The following is a 19,592-nucleotide window of genomic DNA, read 5'->3' on the forward strand; positions in this document are numbered from 1 at the left end:
TAATGACACATCTATCACTCCACATTCTCCTGCTCAGGGGTGGCAGGAGGTATTAAATATGTGGATCAGTTTTCAATGCAAATTAAGGGGAAAGTGGATCAGTTTTGGATGCAAACTAACACTCATAGGCCTGCTTATCAATTAAGACATACCTACGCCAGCCAGCTACTCATGGCTGGAGCTGAGCCATCGTGGCTAGCAAACCAGATGGGGCATTCGGACTGGGGAATGATCAGAAAAATCTATGCTAAATGGATCAGTTCTGAAAAACCAGATTACGTGAAAGAGATGGCAAAAAAACTAAACCAAACCTACAAATGATATTACTAATTGACGACTCATACATAAAAGCTCAAGTAATTTACTTGAGCTTTTTCTTAGTTTTATTTGGCCCCTAATTGGCCCCGTCATACAGACAGAGCAAAATAGAGGTCAAAAACAATAACTTAGAACTAGAACGGCATCTTCATGCCTGGTGGCAACTGCATGCCCCCGGTCACTTCAGCCATTCTCTCTTTCTGATTCTCTTCAACACGACGAGCAGCGTCATTACAAGCTGCAGCGATCAAATCTTCTAACATCTCTTTATCGTCTTCTAACAGGCTTGGATCAATATCCACTTTACGTACACTGTGAGAACCTGTCATTGTCACTTTAACAAGGCCAGCACCGGCTTCACCGGTCACTTCCATACGGGCGATCTCTTCCTGCACTTTCGCCATTTTATCTTGCATCTGCTGGGCCTGCTTCATCAGGTTACCCATACCGCCTTTTCCAAACATATCTATTTCTCTTCAATTAAGGGTCGATTAAAGTTGGCTCATCTTACTAAAATAATACTGAGAATCAATTAAAGTCGTACAAAGTTATGACTCAGTTAGCGTCTTAAAGTTCGACTTATCGATAAGCTCAATGGTATTTCCTTTTAAACTCAACAATTCAGGGTTGTAACTTAAACTATCATTTTCAAATTCGGCATCCATCTGACTCATCAGCCATTGGATGTTGCTATCACTCATCAAGCCTTGCTGGGCCTCGGCAAGTAGCTCCCGGTGAAACCGCTGACGGATCTCTAATGGTGTCTCACGCACCTCATCGACACCCACTTCAATCGTCACCTTAGTTTCATTTTCAAGTGCTCGACTCAAGGCCTCTTCCAACTGAACGATGGCGATATCAGCAGCTAAATGCTTTTGATTGGGTTTCAATAACAGTGGTATTGGGGAAATAAACTCATGACAAACTGAATTAACAGCAAGTTGCCTGACCCTTCCGCCCACATCCAGCGCCGACATCAAACGGTACCATTTAAGATCGATATCATGGCCGGTGATCTCGCCATCGCCTGATACAAGAAGCTTACCGGGCATCAGCTCAGCACTGACATGTGACTCGCTCTGACTTACACCCGCCGTAACCGACGTAGATGTATGACTTTGAGTCTGAGCCCCCGCGACTTGCTCTACGTGACTCTCCTCACCCTTAACGGCATCATGAAGCGGTGTATCAAGCATCTCCTCGGCAGCCTTTGATGACTCACCACTCAATGAAACTGACGATTCTTGCTCCTCCCATGGAGGCCTGTCTTCAATCTGACTATCGGCTCCCTCATGCTCCTGAGTTTCCACTTGGTCACCCAGTTCATGTACGCCCTCATCGACAGCATTGGACTCGGACTCACTAAGAGCTGGTTTTCGAGACGGTGGCACAAAGCTCTGGCGTTCCGCTTCAGGCTTTTTTCCACCACTCTCCTTAGGTTCACTCTCAACCAATTCTGTTAACAATGAGTCCCGGGCGGCCAGGACGGCATCTAAAATATCATCTTCAGCAACGTCCGGTGCGGGTGATGTAACGGCAGCGCTATTCCCCTGATTTAGCTCACTGTCGCTTGCTCCGGGGTTTCCCTGTGCTAAAGAGTCGAAAGGAAGATATTCATCCATCTGCTGTGGATGATCATCATAGGCGTCAGTTTGTGCATCAAATTGAGCATCTTGCGCGGCGTAATATTCGTCGGGCATAGAGTTCGGCGACGATACACTTAACTCTGGTATGCTTTGCTCTGTCACACTTTCCGGTGTCACCTGAGCCTCTGTTTGCCTGGTATCATCTGATTGCTTGTCTGTAACTGAGGGCTTAAGCTGCTGAGACTGCGGCTCTTCGTCTTTGCGCTCTATATTTGCGCCAGGATCAACCACAAGAGTCTCGACCGCAGGAGCATCGTTTACAGCAGCTTCTGTCTCAACAGGCTCAGTCTCTACAGGCTCAGCCTTAACAAATTGTGTTTCAACAATCTTAGGCACTTCTGACGCTACACCTTGCACTGCAACGGCTTCGACCGGTGACTCTACCGCTGCGCCCTGCTCCATTCCCTGACTAGAAGCCTGGCTCAATATCAGGGCTTGCTCACTGTTTAAGCTGTTGAGTAAGTCTGAATCATCATCGCTAGACTCCTGCGATGCTGCCGGACTATCTTCTGAAGAGCCACTGTTTGATGAGCTATCTACCAAAGACTGATCTGCTGAAGAGCCATCTACTGAAGACTGCTCTTTTGGAGGGTGAGCGTTCGAATTAACATTATCCCGTTCCAGCTGAGATACAGACTTCACTTCAGGTACAGTGATGGTCGCCGGTTCTGCTACCGACCATCGCTTGACCGGCACTTCCGGTACAAAGGTCACGGCTCTTAGCAAGGCCATCTCGAGTCCGGATTTTGGATCTGGCGCATGGGGAAGATCTTTGCGCCCGGTCAGTAACAGTTGATAATAGAGTTGGATCTGCTCGGGACTTATCTGCTCGGCAAATGCGGTGATCTGTTCACTGTAAATTGACAGTTGAGCCGCGGCCGGCGCAAACTGGCTTAGCGTAATTTGGTGTAACAGCTCAAGTAAACTTCGAAGCACTTCCTGTGGATCAGCCCCAAAGGAGAGAACCTTAGCAGTTACCTGCATCAGATTTTCAATATCACCTTGAATCAAAGCATTAAGCAAGGTAATGACGTGATGCTCATCGATGCTGCCTAACATGGTTTGTACTTGAGTAAGCTTGACCTGACCCGCACCAAAGGCAATCGCCTGATCGGTCAGGCTAAGTGCATCACGCATACTGCCATTTGCTGATTTTGCTAATAATTTCAGTGCTTGTGGTTCAAAGCTCAATTGCTCTTGAGAAAGCACATGAGTTAACTGCTGTTCAATCTCTTCCAGCGTTAAGCTCTTTAAGTTAAATTGCAGACAGCGAGACAACACAGTGACCGGAAGTCGTTGTGGATCAGTGGTCGCGAGCAGGAACTTAACATGTTCAGGCGGCTCCTCAAGCGTCTTTAACAGGGCATTAAAACTGCTTCTGGATAGCATGTGAACTTCATCGATCAAGTAAACCTTGTAACGCCCTCGACTGGGTCGGTACTGAACGTTATCTAACAGTTCACGGGTATCATCGACTTTGGTTCTTGAGGCCGCATCGACTTCGATGAGGTCGACAAAACGTCCCTCAGATATCTCGATACAACTGGAACATTGACCACATGGAGAGGCGGTAACTCCCTTCTCACAATTCAGTCCTTTCGCAAACAGACGGGCTAAACTTGTTTTACCTACACCACGGGTACCAGAGAAGAGATAGGCATGATGTAATCTTTGCTGAGAAAGAGCATTGGTTAGAGCATGTAGAACATGCGACTGGCCAACCATTTGCTCGAATGTAGCAGGGCGCCATTTTCTGGCCAACACCTGATATGACATGGAACTCCCCAAAGTGTCACTTTATCAATTTCGGGAGCATGCTCCTCGGATAGTGGCACAATAACATGCCATGCAAAAACTCGCTACCGAGGAACATTTTTACGGATGATTATTCGCCGTCGAACTCACACAGTTTAACGAGCTCAAGATCCATCGCTTGAAGGCGTTTCTCACCGCCGAGATCGGGCAAAGAGATAACGAATGCGGCGTGGTTTACCTTACCACCTAAGTTTCTGATCAATTTAACAGTGGCTTCGATTGTACCACCTGTCGCAAGCAGATCATCGATAACAAGCACTTTATCATTTTCATTGATAGCATCGACATGGATCTCTAATACATCGTGACCATACTCAAGCTCATAGCTTTCCGAAATCGTTTCGCGCGGCAGCTTGCCGGGCTTACGGACAGGAACAAAACCCAGACCGAGTTCGAGGGCTAATGGTGCACCAAATAGAAAACCACGCGCCTCTGTGCCGACAACCTTTGTAAAACCTTGGTTCTTATACTTCTCAACCAAGATATCCATTGTCGCCTTATAAGCGGTATGATCTTCCAGCAAACTTGTCACATCTCGAAAAAGGATCCCAGGTTTTGGATAATCTGGAATGGTTTTTATGCTCTGTTTTATCACTGCTAAGGTGTCGTTATTCATCGATATCATCTTTTGGTTTCGCCCGCTCTATGAGCTGACTTGTAAAAAAATCGGGGTAAAGCTTAAGCCGCTTTACCATGAGTTGCAACAAACTCTGTAGCTAATACCAACAAGAATGGAGGGATAAAGTCACACTTTGACAATTTTTATAGGTAAATTTCGGCAAGTTCCATGGAGATAATTAGGCTAACAAAAAGCGCATATAGACGGTTTTAGACACAGTATTAATCCTCTAACTCCGGGATATTTCTAAGATATACCCCAAGAGCAATGGCAAAGAAAAGCAGCATAAATTTAACCCAAACAAGAGGGACAATTGCAATGCTCAACGCAAAACTGAGCCCACTGACAATGTAAGCTTTTCTTTTAAGACCTTTGCGGATCGCACGTTCACTTTCCCAATGTTTGAGTGCATCAGAAAACCAGGGATGCTCCATTAACCATTGATATAAGCTATCACTCGAACGAGCGAAGCAGAAAGCGGCCAGGAGAATAAAGGGGACGGTTGGCAAGATAGGCAGAGGGATCCCAAGTAGACCCAAGGCTAAACTGCACAATCCACAGATTAAATATACCCCACGCTTTAACGCCATTTTATTCCTCTGAAAACGATAATGAACAGCCATAATACCCGAATGCTTCATGGGTGAATACCCGAAAAAGGCGATCTAAAAATTGCTGTCTACGGCTGAGATAAGCATTTTTTACCTTCATAGCATTCCAACATAGTATAAGGGAATAGCTGACGAGTAGATAATTTATAAGCTTGATATGATTGATGGGAGTAACAGCTTAAATCGTGTCAATTTTTATAACTAAGGCAAGTCACCACACAAGTCACCACAAGATAAATCTAAGTTCAGAGGTACAAGACAGGAACGCTTTGTCATCCTTGACACTGCGATTCGGATAAACCGGATATAACACAAGATTAGAGTATGTCGGTCAACTTTAACCAGGATAGGGTCGCAGGCAAGGTCGGTAATAATAAAACTAGAATAAAACCAATAAAATAAACGATGTTAAATGGATCTTTAAAAGGCTGGCTCATACTTCCTCACTCAAATTCAGGGGTGACTTTATTGATCTAGATCAATTTTTCGCGCCATTATAGAGTGATGTCAGTCGGATAGAAAGGCTATTTCAACTATTTCCCCAGCTATTATTGCCAATACTATTATTACCAGTGCTAATGTTTCCTATGCCAAGAGTTATCGCTTATCCTCTTTAATCACCCCATTATGCGCCAAGCCCTCTATCATCTCCCGGCATCCCTTAATGAGTATATTTTCTTCCATATCCGGGTATGTTGAAAATAACCAAGCCACCAGCGTATCGAAGGTGACATTTTCAGATTGAGATAAGTACCCTAATACCTGAGCTGCCAGCGGGTTAAGTCTTAAAAATACGACCTCATCTTCACTGTCACGATATAAACAGAAATACTGTGGTGTCGGAGTCGGCGATTGGGGTTGGTAGTGCTCAGATATATGTTCAACATCATAGGAGTACTGCAAAACTTTAGCGGTGTCGGACAGACAAAGACACTCAGCAGCGACATTTCCCGTAATTTGCCCTTGGGATGGATTATCTTTAGCAACAGAGATAACCAACTCCATGTATTCATAATGGGCGAGTTCGAGCAAAAAACCGGGATCATGTGCTTTTAACTCATATTCCGACTGAAGAAAAATAACGAATTCTTTAGCAATATCGATGAAGATGGGTGATTGGCAATCATGAGTAACAAAGAAATCCTGTACCAAAGCCTGCCAGGCATCCTGAGAATATAAGCTCTTCAGTACGGGAAAACCACTGGAAATAAAACCATCGATATTATTGAAAAACAGATCTCTATATATCTTCATCCTTCTTGATTCAGTGCCAATGGGAAGCTGGCGTGAAGGCTCTTTGATATAATCGATAAATGATTGCTGAACCTTGGTAAAACTCATTATGCGCTCCTCGAGAGCAGGCTCGGAACGGCATGCTGATATTCATGGATCTGATCGATTTCATTTAGTAATTCAGAGGTTGGGGGGATATTGAAGTCTCTCTCCAAGAGGGTCGGATGCACCCCATGGATTTCATAGCACTCCCGGAGTAATTGCCACACGGGCGAGATGATATCGGCTCCGTGGGTATCGACGATAAGATCTTCAGCTTCTTCGTAATGGCCGGCAATATGCAGATAAGCAATACGCTCGGTCGGCATAGATCTTAAAAACTGACTGGCATCATAATGATGGTTAACCGAATTAACATAGATATTGTTCACATCGAGTAAGAGCCTACAATCTGCTTCACTTAGCACAGCGTTAACAAATTCAAACTCTGTCATCTCGGCTCCCGGAGCCGCATAAAAAGAGACATTTTCGAGAATCAATGGCCGTTCAAGAATATCTTCAACCTGCTTGACCCTCTTTACAACATGCATGACCGCCTCCTGCGTGAAGGGAATGGGCATGAGATCATACATATGGCCAGTGCCAGAACAATAACTTAAGTGCTCTGAATAAGTTGAGATATTATGCAGATCCATAAAAGCTTTTATATCTTTAACAAACTGGATATCGAGAGGGGACGGTCCTCCGATAGACAATGATAAGCCATGACAAAAAAAAGGCTTTCTCTCGGTCAGTTGCTTAAATTGGCGTCCAAATTTTCCACCCAGAGTCATCCAGTTTTCTGGAGCCACCTCAAAAAAATCGATAGCATCAGGAGTCAAGTCGCAAAACTCATCTAACATTTCACGTCTAAGACCAAGGCCGACTTTGGCTTGCTCACTCATAGCTTCTCCCAATTTATGAACATTTAACTCATGACTCACATTAAAAAAGATAAACAGATATACCCGTTTAAAGATAATTAAGGCCGGTTAAAACCAGCCTTAATTATCTCAACAGAACTCACCATCAATCGAATATGACACGAGAGTGCTTAATAAATGATATTCAGATAAGGCTACATATCTCCGCCACACTTGCCCTCTTTACCTTTCTTCATCCCTTCGCCGCATTTACCCTCTTTTCCTTTCTTCATCCCTTCGCCACATTTACCTTCACCACACTTGCCCTCTTTTCCCTTGGCCATGCCTTCACCGCACTTGCCTTCCTTACCTTTCTTCATCCCTTCGCCGCATTTACCTTCACCACACTTGCCCTCTTTTCCCTTGGCCATGCCTTCGCCGCACTTACCTTCCTTGCCTTTCTTCATGCCTTCGCCGCATTTGCCTTCACCACACTTGCCCTCTTTTCCCTTGGCCATACCTTCGCCACACTTACCTTCCTTACCTTTCTTCATGCCTTCGCCGCATTTGCCTTCACCGCACTTACCCTCTTTCCCTTTCTTCATATCGCCACCACACTTGCCTTCGCCATCTACAAGCTGGTAACCCGCTTCCATTTGACTATAACCGAATGGGTTAGCCTGGACCTCAGCAGCAAAAGCTGAACCGATAACAACAGTGCCTAAGGCAGCAGCAACAGCGGTCTTTTTAACTAAATTCATAATGTCTTCCTTTCAAATTAAAAATATTAGATTTGGGTTACCAACCAAAATGTTGTTAGCTGGCTCGCATTAATAGACCCGACACACCGCAAATTTATTTCAAAAATTTTACCGGGATCACATTTATGACGCATTATTAGCATAAGCGCAACTTTTGGACTTTGCCTAACAAAGCATCGTTTTACGAAAACATCCCCTGAGATTTATCTCTTTATACAAATCGATATAAGAAAGTGAGTTGCTCAGTATTTTTTGGGCAAACTAATTCAAGGCGAATTGATGAGGAGTGCTGACCCCTTTGAAAGTCAGTCAACGCAGAAGTAGGAAGGCAAAATACTCCTGAAGGTGAGTTTTGTATCGCCAGCACGCTTAGGGTAGAATGCTCGCCCGTTTGTAGGGGCGTTATGTTTCTGAGCTTAAATAGCCGGCTTTCGAATAGCCGGAAGACACTCAGACTCCAGGTGTCAGCAGGAAAAGGTCTACAGAAGCTGTCGACTGCAACCTGCTGTGTACTATCCGTAAGAGAATCGGCCCCCTTTATAAAGTTGTTAATCATAGAAAGAGTCATACAATGCGCGTAATACTTGCTCCGATGGAAGGGGTTGCCGATGCACCGATGCGTTCGCTACTCACTAGCGTTGGTGGATACGATATGGTCATCAGCGAATTTATTCGCGTCGTAGATCAGCTACTGCCTGAAAAGGTTTTTTATCGATTATGCGCCGAATTAGCCAATAACAGTCAAACCCAAGCAGGAACCCCTGTACGACTGCAACTATTAGGGCAACACCCCAGCTGGATGGCTGAAAATGCCCTTAGGGCTGTAGAGCTGGGCTCTCGTGGTGTCGATCTAAATTTTGGCTGCCCGGCCCCAATGGTCAATCGCAGTAATGGTGGTGCAGCGCTGCTAAAAGAGCCTGATACTATCTACCGTGTAACTCATTCAGTGAGAGAGGCTGTCCCCAGTAATCACCCCGTATCAGCCAAAATAAGATTAGGCTGGGATGATAAGAGTCGATGTGTCGAAATTGCACAGGCAATTGAAGCCGCCGGAGCCACTGAACTGACGGTACATGCCCGCACTAAAGAGGAAGGCTATAGACCCCCCGCTCACTGGGAATATATTAATCAGATCAAAGAGGCTATCTCTATCCCTGTTATTGCCAACGGCGAAGTCTGGAACCGGGAGGATTACCAAAGGTGTCAGGTTGTCAGTGGCTGCAATGATGTCATGGTGGGCCGCGGAGCATTAGCCGTTCCCAACCTTGCTCATGTCTTAAAAGGAACACAAGATGCCATGCCATGGAATGAAGTTAAGCAACTGCTGCTTCAATATTCTGAATATGAGATCGTCAGTGCTAAAGAGAAATACTACCCGGCACGGATCAAACAGTGGCTTAGGTTTATTGTCCTCCAGTATGAAGAAGCCGACCTCCTGTTCAGACAGGTTAGAGTCATGAAACAAACGGCCGACATTTTAGCGGCATTAAAAGCCTAAGTATAGAAATCGTTCGATTCTATCTTGTCAGCTTGTGTGGGAATTTTGTTCGCTTATTCTTTGATATAGGACAAATTATCCCAACCTGAGAGGTCAGATCTGTACTGATATGGGATTTTCATGGAGAAAATATGACTGAGTTTTGATCTTAGTCATAGTCAAACAGCCTCACCTGTTTAGACTTAATGTCCGTAAGTCAATAACTAGGCATATTTTCGTGAGCATATCCCATATCAGACATGAATTGTCGCAGCTCGAAACACATCTCAGGAAAGAGATCGGTGCGCTTGCAGAAATCAATCAAGTATCTCTGGAAGCTGAAACATCCTCTCTTTGCGAAATTATTGAGGTACTGACCAAAGCCGGCCTATGTGATCATCCGCTATTTTCAAAATTGACGAAACTGGATGCAGCCATCTGCCAACTCGATATTGGTGTATATGGTTTATGCTCTGATTGCGAAAGTGAGATCGAGTCTGAACGTTTAACTCTGGATCCAATAGAGCAAAGGTGCGCTAATTGCGCCGAACAATATGAGCACGAGCATAGACAAGAGCTTAGGCTGACACATTAATCACATCGAGTAAGAACTTTCTTTTTGCCTTTGAACTATCGTTGCCCTTACGTGTGCCAGCAATTAATCGTTATAGCAAGTTACCTTCCTTTATAATTGCTGCACAAAAAAGTCGGCGTTTAAGCCGACTTTTTATCTGGTAACGAGCTAGATTATAGTTTTACACTCGCTTGCAAGTAGAAGTAACGTCCTAACGTATCATAAGTGTAGGGATCTGTGTTGGCATCGTTATTACCAGTGTAATATGGTGCCTCTTCGTCGAGTAAGTTATTTACGCCAGCTGACAGCGTCCATCCTTGAGGAAGGAAGTAAGTAGCTGAAACATCGTGATAGATAATGCTATCTGTCGATGGTGCATAACAAGAAGATGGCTCACTTTGACACGCATAACTATCCATTCCGGAGATATATCGTGCTTGATAGTGTGCTCCCCAACTATCCCCTTCCACACCTAAGTCAAAATTAGTCTTATACTTGGCAAAACCGCCACTACCTGACGTGATAAGGCCCGCATAATCTATTGACTCACCTAAGATAATAGATTCGTTCTCGAGCAAAATAGTCGAATCTAAACTTGTTGTCCATGCAAGTCCAACAGCATCGAAGGCATAAGCTAAATTAATGTCGATACCTGAAGTGTTTTCAGCACCAATGTTCTGTAGCTGGTTGTTAAATATGATGCGATTACCACCGCCCATTTTGATATCGGCAGACTGACACAGACTTGTTTCTGTATTGATTGGGTTACCCTGCGCATCCATACACTGATCAACGATGTACTGCGAGTCAACTAAGGCAATTGAGTTAGTTATCGAGATATCATAGTAATCCGCTGTTACCGAGAAACCATCAAACCATGAAGGTGAATAGACAAAACCTGCAGTAAAGGTTTCAGCCTCTTCCGGTGTCAGATTAGGGTTACCACCGCGCGTCACTTCCGCTTGATCTTGGCCTACCGGATGCTCAACCTGGTCGAACGAGGGTGACTTACCCGAATATAACTCATCGACTGACGGTGCTCTGAATGCCGTTGAAGCTACGCTACGAAGCATAAGATCATCGGTCATGCGCCAGGTCAAACCCAGCTTCCAGGTACTATCACTACCAAATGTGCTGTAATCAAAATATCTAACCGCGGCACTCAAATCGACTTGCTCGGCTAAAAATACGCCTGACAATAATGGAATCGCTAACTCTAAATACGCTTCAGAAACATCATATTCCCCACCCGTTGGCTCAACTTTAGGGTCATTTGCCATACCTTGCGATGTTAAAGAATCAGGGATAAACCAAGCTTTTTCCGTTCTATGCTCTAGACCCGTAGCAAACCCTAAGTAGCCTGCAGGCAATTCTAAAACCTCACCAGAAAGGTTAGCGGATAAAATAAACATCTCACTACCACCAGAATTTAGCTCGGTATAGAGATACTCATTCATATTTTCTTGCGACCAGGAAGCTTGATCCAGTGGATTAAACGTACCCTCTTCAATACCTGTATTAACTGAGCCCATATTGATAAGGTTTGCCAGACGGTCTACCGAATCATTTCGTCCGTAGTTAACTGAAGTATCCCATGCCCAACCATTATCCAACAAGCCGTCCAGTCCAACGACAACTCGAACCGTGTCTACAACCTGAGAAAACTCACGATTTCCGACATCGGCCATACGACGACCATAGTCCAATTCGTCACCATATTCGTAACCATGCTCTAATAGGCTATCTCCCATGGCCTCTGTATATGTAAATGTGTCAGTCCATATCGGTTGAGGTGCCATCTGCTGTTCAGACCAGCGCTTAGAATACATGGCTTCACTGAACAGATTAATCGAATCAGTAAGTTCAAAGTTACCTAATGCAGTCAGGTTAAGGCGCTGCATTGGTGTATATAAATAGCTCGACGCATTGTAGTTATACTTATCATCGTCGGTAAATTCATGCCAAGTTCCATCAAGACTACCTTGTAAAGAATCACGTCCATCAGGCCCCCAAATATGGCCACCAGGGGTATATGAACTACCACCGCAATATAGCTCTAAATTGCCATCGGCACCGACACGCTCGGCATAGTCACACTGTGTTGCGTCGCGGTCAGCCATGCTCGCTTCGCCACGGTCCATATACTGCAGACCCATAACAACATTACCGCGGTCAAAGCTTCCCCCCATGGTGAGGTCGAAGCTGGTTTCACTTGCATCTCCCTGACCGGAAACACCAGTTTGCACATTAGCCTCTAAACCTTCGAAGTCATCTTTAAGAATAATGTTCACAACACCGGCTACAGCATCTGAACCATATACCGAAGAAGCACCATCTTTCAGTACTTCGATGCGTTTAATCATAGACACAGGAATGGTGTTCAAATCGACAGTTGAAGCTGCACCTGTACCCGAGTTGACCATACGGCGGTTATTTACCAATACTAAGGTTCGCTGCGAACCTAAGCCTCTTAAATTGATAGAAGCGTTACCTTGAGAACCATTATTAATGCCAGGATTTGTCATTGCGCCACCAGTGGCTGTCATCTTTTGTAGTACTTCATCGATAGAGGTTGCACCGGCGGCCTTGATTGCACTGGCATCAATCACAGTAACCGGACTTGCCGTTTCCATGTCTGTTCTTTGAATTCGAGAACCTGTCACTTCGATACGTTCAACATTAGCACCTTCGCTCTGCTCTTCAGCAAACGCTAATCCTGAGAAAGCAACACTGGTTGCAGCGGCAGCGATTAAACTAGTGCGCACGGCTTTTGCTGTTAAGGTCAAAGAGTTCATATTTTCTCCCTCATCATTACCACTCGATATATAAGCAGGTAACAATTTAATAGTAATTATTGTTTTATTGTTCTGATTTTAAAGTAAAGGTTAACTACCTCCCTTTAAATATTGTTTAAATATGCTAAGCAAGTCAACAGCGGTCACAATTAAATAACCTTAGTGAAAAGATTTGATACAAACAGACAAACAAAACAAGCTACAACCAAGTAATGTAAAAAATAAAAGTGCGCTATATCTGCAGGTTAAAGCCGGAATGCTTATAAGGTAGATTTAAAGGCGAACGAATGCAGAAGGTGGATGATGGTTACAAGCAGATACACCTGTTCTATCTTGGTTAAATAGTAAATACCAACACAAACAATAAATAAATAATAAATCCACCCCTAACAAATAGCGAAGCCAACCTATACAAACCCCGCGTCGTAATGCAGAAACGATAAAATTCATAAACACCAAACAGGATCAAAATATTCATTTAAATAAAGGACTGGCCAGGCAACAAGTTATTAACACCCGTCTCAAAACTAAACAGCTCATTCAATGAATGAAATCATATTCAGGCAAACTTTAATGGAAAATGTAATACCGATGGTTAGTTTTCCGTAACAACTTATCGATGATCAGGCGGTAAAGGCATTACACTTTTTGTGACGTTTAAGGCGAGGATCTGAGCCGATATTAAAAATGATGGAAAATATGACTGTTAATCGCTAAGGGATTTAAAGGTTTAAAGACTGCATCATCTACAGTGCTATTACACCTATTGGATAAGAACGGATTTAGTGAAAGGATTTAACTAAACATTAGATGAAAGAGGATATCAACCAAGATTACCGCTATAGGCTAGCGCCTTATGATCAAAAAAAAAGAAGCCATTAGGCTTCTTTTCTTTACCAGCATTCGAATTAACGAGTGCGTGGGCATAACTCTTCAGCGCTGAAGAAATATGCAACTTCACGCTCAGCAGAAGCAACTGAATCAGAACCATGAGCGGCATTTTCATCGATGCTTTCAGCGAAGTCAGCACGGATAGTACCAGGAGCCGCTTCAGCAGGGTTTGTTGCACCTAAGATCTCACGGTGAGCAAGAACAGCATTTTCGCCTTCAAGAGTCTGAACCATGATTGGACCAGAAGTCATGAACGCAACTAGTGCACCAAAGAAAGGACGTTCGCTGTGCTCAGCATAGAAGCCTTCAGCTTGTTCTTTGCTTAGGTGGATCATTTTAGAAGCGATGATTTTCAGGCCAGCAGTTTCAAAACGGTTGTAGATAGCACCAATGTGGTTTTTAGCAACTGCATCAGGCTTGATGATAGAAAAAGTACGTTCGATAGCCATGTCTAGCTTCCTTTTTTTAAAACAGGTTTTTAATTTGCGCGGATTATACGAGATTTATCGGGGAAATCCTACCTTTAAAGTTGAAGCTGTGAGACATACATCAAAGAGAAACCTGAGGTAAGCGGATCGAAGACACATTTCACTCAAAAAACAACCGATAGTACACAAAAATAGCAAAGCTGTTCACCAGAGAACTCTGCCTTACGACAAACGATTCGAGTCGCAGTTACAAGAATCAGAAGGTAGATAGGCCCACGTTTTCCAACTAGTCAAGAAAGTGTTACTCGATCAACTTTCTGCTATCCAGCAGGCTTGTACAGCCTCTAAGATACGCTCATTGCAATGGGCGGGATCATCTTCAAATGCGTCCAGCTCCAGGATCCACTCCCGAAGGTCGGTAAAACGGATCGTTTCAGGATCCACTTCCGGGTACTTCTCTAATAGATCCAGTGCAATATCCAGTGAGTCTATCCATTTTAATGACATAGTAAGCTCCTGCATTCTCTCTTGGGTTAGTGAAAGTATAGACAGCATCTTTGTAGACTAAAATAAAAAGGGCAATAGCATACGAATGCTATTGCCCTTTTTAAAGCCGGTTCAGTTAACTAGTTGCCTTCACTCACCATATTGATGGTGTACTTGGGAATATCCACGACCAAGTCACAGTCAGGTACTTTGGTCTGGCACGAAAGACGACTTTCAGGTTCCAAGCCCCATGCCTTATCCAGCATGTCATCTTCGAGCTCATCGCTCTCTTCAAGCTCATCAAACCCTTCACGAACCACAACATGACAGGTAGTACATGCACAAACTTTCTCACAAGCATGCTCAATATGAATGCCATTTTTCAGAGCAACATCTAAAACCGTTTCACCTACATTGGCTTCAATAACGGCCCCATCGGGACATAGTTCTTCATGGGGTAAAAATACAATTTGCGGCATTGGGTTACCTATTTAATCTAAATACTGTCAACTGACTGGCCTTTAAGGGCCAGCTTAATTGAATTATCCATACGCTTAGCCGCAAAATCCTGCGTGCTAGCATCTAATGCTTCAATGGCTTTTTCAATCGCATCGGCATCATCCTGACCACCGACTTCAACCAATACAGCCATGCTCTGCTCAATCGCATTACGTTCGTCAGCCGTTAACAGCTCACCATCCTTCGCCAATGCGGCACTTAATGTCTCGAGTACCCTTGCAGCTTCGACTTGCTGTTCTGCAAGCATACGGCGAGCAATGTCATCTTTTGCGTTCGCCATCGAATCTTTCAACATGGACCCGATCTCTTCATCTGTTAAGCCGAAAGAGGGCTTAACCTGTATGCTCGACTGCACGCCAGTAGACTTCTCCATTGCAGTCACACTCAATAAACCATCGGCATCAACCTGGAAGGTGACTCTAATATGTGCAGCGCCCGCTGCCAATGGCGGGATCCCCTTCAAAGTAAAACGCGCCAGCGAGCGGCAGTCATCGACCAATTCCCGCTCTCCCTGTACGACATGAAATGCCATAGCGGTTTGACCATCTTTAAAGGTAGTAAATTCTTGCGCTTTAGCCACGGGAATTGTCGTGTTACGTGAAACGACCTTTTCTACTAAGCCTCCCATGGTTTCGATACCCAGTGACAGAGGGAGAACATCGAGTAATAAGAGATCTGATTCAGGCTTGTTACCCACTAAAATATCAGCCTGAATTGCGGCACCGATAGCCACCACCCTATCCGGGTCAATAGACGTTAATGGCGCTTTGCCAAAGAAGCCTTCAACCAGTTCTCTGACCAATGGCACTCTTGTCGAGCCACCAACCAAGACAGTTTCGAGTACCTCATCCGCTTTGATACCTGCATCACGTAAGGCACGACGACAACTTGCGACAGTCTTCTTAACCAGGCTTGTTATAAGAGAGTCAAACAGTGACTTTGTTACGACATGAGTAAGTGTCGTTCCATCGTCCAATAACAGCGTCGCAGTCACTTCACTCTCATCGGTCAACACTTCTTTCACCCGTCTGGATTCAATCAGTAACTGACGACTCACCGATGCTGAAGGCGCATCTATCTGCCATTCCTGCAGAAGATGATGATGAAGAAGATGATCAAAGTCATCACCACCCAGTGCAGAATCACCACCGGTAGCTAACACTTCAAACACCCCTTTATTGAGCCTCAATATTGAAATATCGAAGGTACCGCCACCAAGATCATAGATAGCAATGACGCCCTCTTGCCCTGAATCTAATCCATATGCGATTGCGGCTGCAGTAGGTTCATTTAATAAACGTAATACTTTCACCCCTAGCAGGGCTGCAGCATCTTTAGTTCCTTGACGTTGAGCATCATCGAAATAAGCGGGAACCGTGATGACAATACCTTCAAGATCGCCACCTAGTGTGCTTTCGGCTCTGGAAATCAACGGCTTTAGAATTTCTGAAGAGATTTGAACGGGATTAACTGTGCCCTGCTCGGTAGCGAACAAAGGTAGACCATTTTCACTGGCTTGGAAACGATAAGGCAGATCTTGTATACCCGATTGAATATCAGCAAGACTTCGGCCCATAAAACGCTTCACTGATACAATAGTATTTTGTGGGTCTTTAGCAGAATGCGCCTCGGCCTCAAAACCGGCTTCGATGCCAGTATCGGTATAACGAACTATCGATGGCAGTGAATGTCGAGCATTCTCATCTGGCAGGGTATCAGCGACACCGCTGCGAACGGCAGCAACCAGTGAGTTTGTGGTACCTAAATCAATACCTACAGCCAATCTATGTTGATGAGGCGCTGCAGTCTGTCCAGGTTCAGCAATTTGCAAAAGAGCCATAAAAATTCCAACCTAAGTATTAGCCAGTATGGAGCTAAAGCTAATCAAATAAAAAATAATTAACAAACTGAAAAGTATGCCTAAGCCTGATCAAACAGAACGTCTTCCGCACGCTCAAGTTCAATCTGTAACTTAGCCATAAATTTCAATTTTCGAATAAGATCTGCAGCTTTTGACAGCTCTTCCTCAGAGTTACTTAGAAGCAATTGAGCTAAATCTTGCTCAATCTCCTTAGCATAAACCGAAAATGACTCGTGTAAGTCGGCAATCATCTCATCGGGATCACTACTGTGAGCGATATCTTCGAGGGATTCACGCCACTCCATCTGCTGCATTAAAAAATGAGTATCTTTGACAGTCGTCGACTCGTGTAGAAGATCAAATCCATTCAATGCAAGAATATGTTCGGCTCTTGTTATTGGATTTTTCAACGTCGAAAAGCCGTCGTTTACCTGGGCGGTACGCTGAACGGCAATACGTTTATCTTGTTCACTGGAGTTAGCAAACTTATCGGGGTGAACCGCCCTTTGCAGTTCGCGATAGCGTTCTGCAAGTAAGGCGGTGTCTATTTCGTAGGAAGGTGTAAAACTAAACAGCTCAAAATAGTTCATGACTCAATTCTTTTGACGGTTAGACTGTGAAACTCTCACCACAGCCACACTCCCCTTTAGCATTAGGGTTGTTAAACTGAAATCCTTCATTGAGCCCCTCTTTTACGAAGTCGAGCTCTATACCTTGAAGATAGATGAAGCTTTTGGCATCGATAATAATTTTTACATCACCGATTTCATAAACTTCATCATCATCATTCAAATCATCAACAAACTCGAGGATGTATGCCATACCAGAGCAACCCGATGTTTTGAGTCCTAAGCGTAAGCCTATCCCCTTGCCGCGACTCACAAGAAAGCTTTTTACACGTTCTGCTGCCGCGGGAGTCATTGTTATAGCCATCTTAACTCCGGAAATTACTTAGTTTGCTTTGACTTATAATCATCGATGGCTGCTTTAATTGCATCTTCAGCCAAAATTGAGCAATGAATTTTTACCGGTGGCAGTGCAAGCTCTTCAGCAATATCGGTATTCTTAATTGCTGCTGCTTCTTCAATCGTTTTTCCCTTAACCCATTCGGTAACAAGAGAACTCGATGCAATTGCACTTCCACAGCCATAAGTCTTAAACTTGGCATCTTCAATCATACCATCTTTGTCAATTTTCAGCTGTAGCTTCATCACGTCGCCACAAGCCGGTGCGCCGACCATACCGGTAACTACTGATGGATCATTTTTATCGAAAGAACCTACGTTTCTTGGGTTCTCATAATGTTCTAGTACTTTTTCGCTATAAGCCATGGTACTGCTCCAATCTCTATATTCGATTTAACCGGATTAATGGTGAGCCCACTGAACCTTGTCCAGATCTACACCATCTTGAAACATCTCCCACAGTGGAGACATCTCCCGTAAGTCGCCAATTGACTTGTTAATAGTCTCAATTGCATGATCGATCTCCTCTTCAGTCGTAAAGCGACCGATAGAGAAACGAATTGAGCTATGCGCCATTTCGTCATTCAAACCAAGCGCTCTTAGCACATAGCTTGGTTCTAAGCTTGCCGATGTACATGCCGAGCCGGAGGAGACTGCGAGGTCTTTAAGCGCCATCATCAATGACTCACCTTCGACGAAGTTAAAGCTGACATTTAAGCTACCGCAATAGCTCTGTTCGAAGTCACCATTAATGTAGGTTTCTTCAATTCCTTTCACGCCATTCCAAAGTCTGTCACGCAAGGTTCTGATACGCGCATTATCTGTTGTCATATCAGCTTTTGCTATCGCAGCCGCTTCACCCATACCAACAATTTGGTGAGTCGCAAGGGTACCACTTCGCATACCACGCTCATGACCACCACCGTGCATAGTCGCTTCAAGACGAATGCGTGGCTTACGACGCACATAGAGTGCTCCGATACCTTTAGGGCCATACATCTTGTGAGCAGAGATAGAGATCAGATCGACTTTCATCGACTGAACGTCGATAGGCAACTTACCAGCACTCTGGGCAGCGTCTACATGGAAAATGATTTTCTTGCTACGACATAGCTCGCCGATAGCAGAAATATCATGGATAACACCGATCTCGTTGTTTACGTGCATGATACTGACAAGAATCGTATCTTCACGCATCGCAGCTTCGATCGTTTCAAGTGGGATCAGGCCATTAGACTCAGGTGCAAGATAGGTCACTTCGAACCCTTCACGCTCAAGCTGGCGACAAGTATCGAGTACCGCTTTATGTTCAGTCTTGCTGGTGATGATGTGCTTGCCTTTCTTATGGTAGAAATGAGCAACACCCTTAATTGCCAAGTTGTCAGATTCAGTTGCACCCGATGTAAATACGATCTCTCGCGGGTCTGCATTGATTAACTCAGCAACTTGATTACGGGCGATATCAACCGCCTCTTCAGCCTGCCAACCATAACGGTGAGAACGAGACGCAGGGTTACCAAATATGCCGTCCATAGTCATGCACTGCATCATTTTTTCTGCAACACGAGGATCAACCGGCGTTGTCGCAGCATAATCTAAATAGATAGGAAGCTTCATCACACACTCCGTACTTACAGCCTGTAAAAAGGCTCAACAAAGTACAAAAAATTATTTAATAATAACAAAGTTAA

Annotated in this window: 19 protein-coding genes; 3 read left to right on the forward strand and 16 right to left on the reverse strand. The window is 44.4% G+C overall.

Annotated features, from left to right (window positions below; all coding sequences use genetic code 11):
• Window positions 1-60 precede the first annotated feature (60 nt).
• Window positions 61-321, forward strand: a complete 261-nt coding sequence (locus tag EKG39_RS21255; RefSeq protein ID WP_221767384.1) for a site-specific integrase — start codon at window positions 61-63, stop codon at window positions 319-321.
• A 131-nt stretch (window positions 322-452) separates the two neighbouring features.
• Here EKG39_RS21255 and EKG39_RS21260 read toward each other — a convergent pair whose 3' ends face one another.
• The 7 genes from EKG39_RS21260 to EKG39_RS21295 all read right to left on the reverse strand — a co-directional run bounded on the left by EKG39_RS21260 (window position 453) and on the right by EKG39_RS21295 (window position 7,905).
• Entirely contained in the window at window positions 453-782 is a 330-nt protein-coding gene (locus EKG39_RS21260; protein WP_012143188.1) for a YbaB/EbfC family nucleoid-associated protein, read from the reverse strand.
• Window positions 783-866: 84 nt separating this feature from the next.
• Window positions 867-3,740, reverse strand: a complete 2,874-nt coding sequence (dnaX, locus tag EKG39_RS21265) for a DNA polymerase III subunit gamma/tau (RefSeq protein ID WP_126508015.1) — start codon at window positions 3,738-3,740, stop codon at window positions 867-869.
• A gap of 109 nt (window positions 3,741-3,849) precedes the next feature.
• Window positions 3,850-4,401: an adenine phosphoribosyltransferase gene (gene apt / locus EKG39_RS21270; RefSeq protein WP_126508050.1), complete on the reverse strand. Its 552-nt coding sequence runs from the start codon at window positions 4,399-4,401 to the stop codon at window positions 3,850-3,852.
• A gap of 218 nt (window positions 4,402-4,619) precedes the next feature.
• Window positions 4,620-4,988, reverse strand: a complete 369-nt coding sequence (locus EKG39_RS21275; protein ID WP_126508016.1) for a YbaN family protein — start codon at window positions 4,986-4,988, stop codon at window positions 4,620-4,622.
• Between the two features lie 618 nt (window positions 4,989-5,606).
• Window positions 5,607-6,350: an HvfC family RiPP maturation protein gene (locus tag EKG39_RS21285; protein ID WP_126508017.1), complete on the reverse strand. Its 744-nt coding sequence runs from the start codon at window positions 6,348-6,350 to the stop codon at window positions 5,607-5,609.
• Window positions 6,350-7,186: an HvfB family MNIO-type RiPP peptide maturase gene (locus EKG39_RS21290; RefSeq protein ID WP_126508018.1), complete on the reverse strand. Its 837-nt coding sequence runs from the start codon at window positions 7,184-7,186 to the stop codon at window positions 6,350-6,352. The genes EKG39_RS21285 and EKG39_RS21290 overlap by 1 nt, the downstream gene beginning before the upstream one ends.
• A 173-nt stretch (window positions 7,187-7,359) precedes the next feature.
• Complete coding sequence (locus EKG39_RS21295; RefSeq protein WP_012143195.1) at window positions 7,360-7,905, reverse strand: HvfA family oxazolone/thioamide-modified RiPP metallophore; 546 nt, start codon at window positions 7,903-7,905, stop codon at window positions 7,360-7,362.
• Between the two features lie 571 nt (window positions 7,906-8,476).
• On the opposite strand from EKG39_RS21295, the gene dusC reads away from it, so the two are divergent.
• Together dusC and EKG39_RS21305 are read left to right on the forward strand one after the other, a co-directional pair.
• Window positions 8,477-9,403, forward strand: coding sequence for a tRNA dihydrouridine(16) synthase DusC (gene dusC, locus EKG39_RS21300; RefSeq protein WP_126508019.1), 927 nt, complete (start codon window positions 8,477-8,479; stop codon window positions 9,401-9,403).
• A 217-nt stretch (window positions 9,404-9,620) separates the two neighbouring features.
• On the forward strand, window positions 9,621-9,977 hold the full coding sequence (locus EKG39_RS21305; RefSeq protein ID WP_012143197.1) for a TraR/DksA family transcriptional regulator: 357 nt from the start codon (window positions 9,621-9,623) through the stop codon (window positions 9,975-9,977).
• Window positions 9,978-10,129: 152 nt separating this feature from the next.
• On the opposite strand, the gene EKG39_RS21310 is transcribed toward EKG39_RS21305, so the two are convergent.
• The 9 genes from EKG39_RS21310 to EKG39_RS21350 form a co-directional block, all read right to left on the reverse strand.
• Window positions 10,130-12,751, reverse strand: a complete 2,622-nt coding sequence (locus tag EKG39_RS21310) for a TonB-dependent receptor plug domain-containing protein (RefSeq protein WP_126508020.1) — start codon at window positions 12,749-12,751, stop codon at window positions 10,130-10,132.
• A gap of 908 nt (window positions 12,752-13,659) precedes the next feature.
• Entirely contained in the window at window positions 13,660-14,091 is a 432-nt protein-coding gene (ndk, locus tag EKG39_RS21315; RefSeq protein WP_126508021.1) for a nucleoside-diphosphate kinase, read from the reverse strand.
• Window positions 14,092-14,379: 288 nt separating this feature from the next.
• Complete coding sequence (iscX, locus tag EKG39_RS21320) at window positions 14,380-14,577, reverse strand: Fe-S cluster assembly protein IscX (RefSeq protein WP_041421721.1); 198 nt, start codon at window positions 14,575-14,577, stop codon at window positions 14,380-14,382.
• A gap of 119 nt (window positions 14,578-14,696) precedes the next feature.
• Window positions 14,697-15,035 (reverse strand): ISC system 2Fe-2S type ferredoxin, encoded by a 339-nt coding sequence (gene fdx, locus EKG39_RS21325; protein WP_012143203.1) that lies wholly within the window; start codon window positions 15,033-15,035, stop codon window positions 14,697-14,699.
• A 17-nt stretch (window positions 15,036-15,052) separates the two neighbouring features.
• Window positions 15,053-16,915, reverse strand: coding sequence for a Fe-S protein assembly chaperone HscA (gene hscA / locus EKG39_RS21330; protein ID WP_012143204.1), 1,863 nt, complete (start codon window positions 16,913-16,915; stop codon window positions 15,053-15,055).
• 80 nt (window positions 16,916-16,995) lie between these two features.
• Complete coding sequence (hscB, locus tag EKG39_RS21335; RefSeq protein WP_012143205.1) at window positions 16,996-17,526, reverse strand: co-chaperone HscB; 531 nt, start codon at window positions 17,524-17,526, stop codon at window positions 16,996-16,998.
• Window positions 17,527-17,545: 19 nt separating this feature from the next.
• On the reverse strand, window positions 17,546-17,869 hold the full coding sequence (gene iscA / locus EKG39_RS21340) for an iron-sulfur cluster assembly protein IscA (protein WP_012143206.1): 324 nt from the start codon (window positions 17,867-17,869) through the stop codon (window positions 17,546-17,548).
• Window positions 17,870-17,883: 14 nt separating this feature from the next.
• On the reverse strand, window positions 17,884-18,267 hold the full coding sequence (gene iscU / locus EKG39_RS21345) for a Fe-S cluster assembly scaffold IscU (protein ID WP_012143207.1): 384 nt from the start codon (window positions 18,265-18,267) through the stop codon (window positions 17,884-17,886).
• A gap of 36 nt (window positions 18,268-18,303) precedes the next feature.
• Window positions 18,304-19,518 (reverse strand): IscS subfamily cysteine desulfurase, encoded by a 1,215-nt coding sequence (locus EKG39_RS21350; RefSeq protein ID WP_012143208.1) that lies wholly within the window; start codon window positions 19,516-19,518, stop codon window positions 18,304-18,306.
• Window positions 19,519-19,592: the final 74 nt, after the last annotated feature.

Origin of the sequence: Shewanella atlantica, assembly GCF_003966265.1 — a bacterium.
Taxonomy (GTDB): Bacteria; Pseudomonadota; Gammaproteobacteria; order Enterobacterales; family Shewanellaceae; genus Shewanella; species Shewanella atlantica.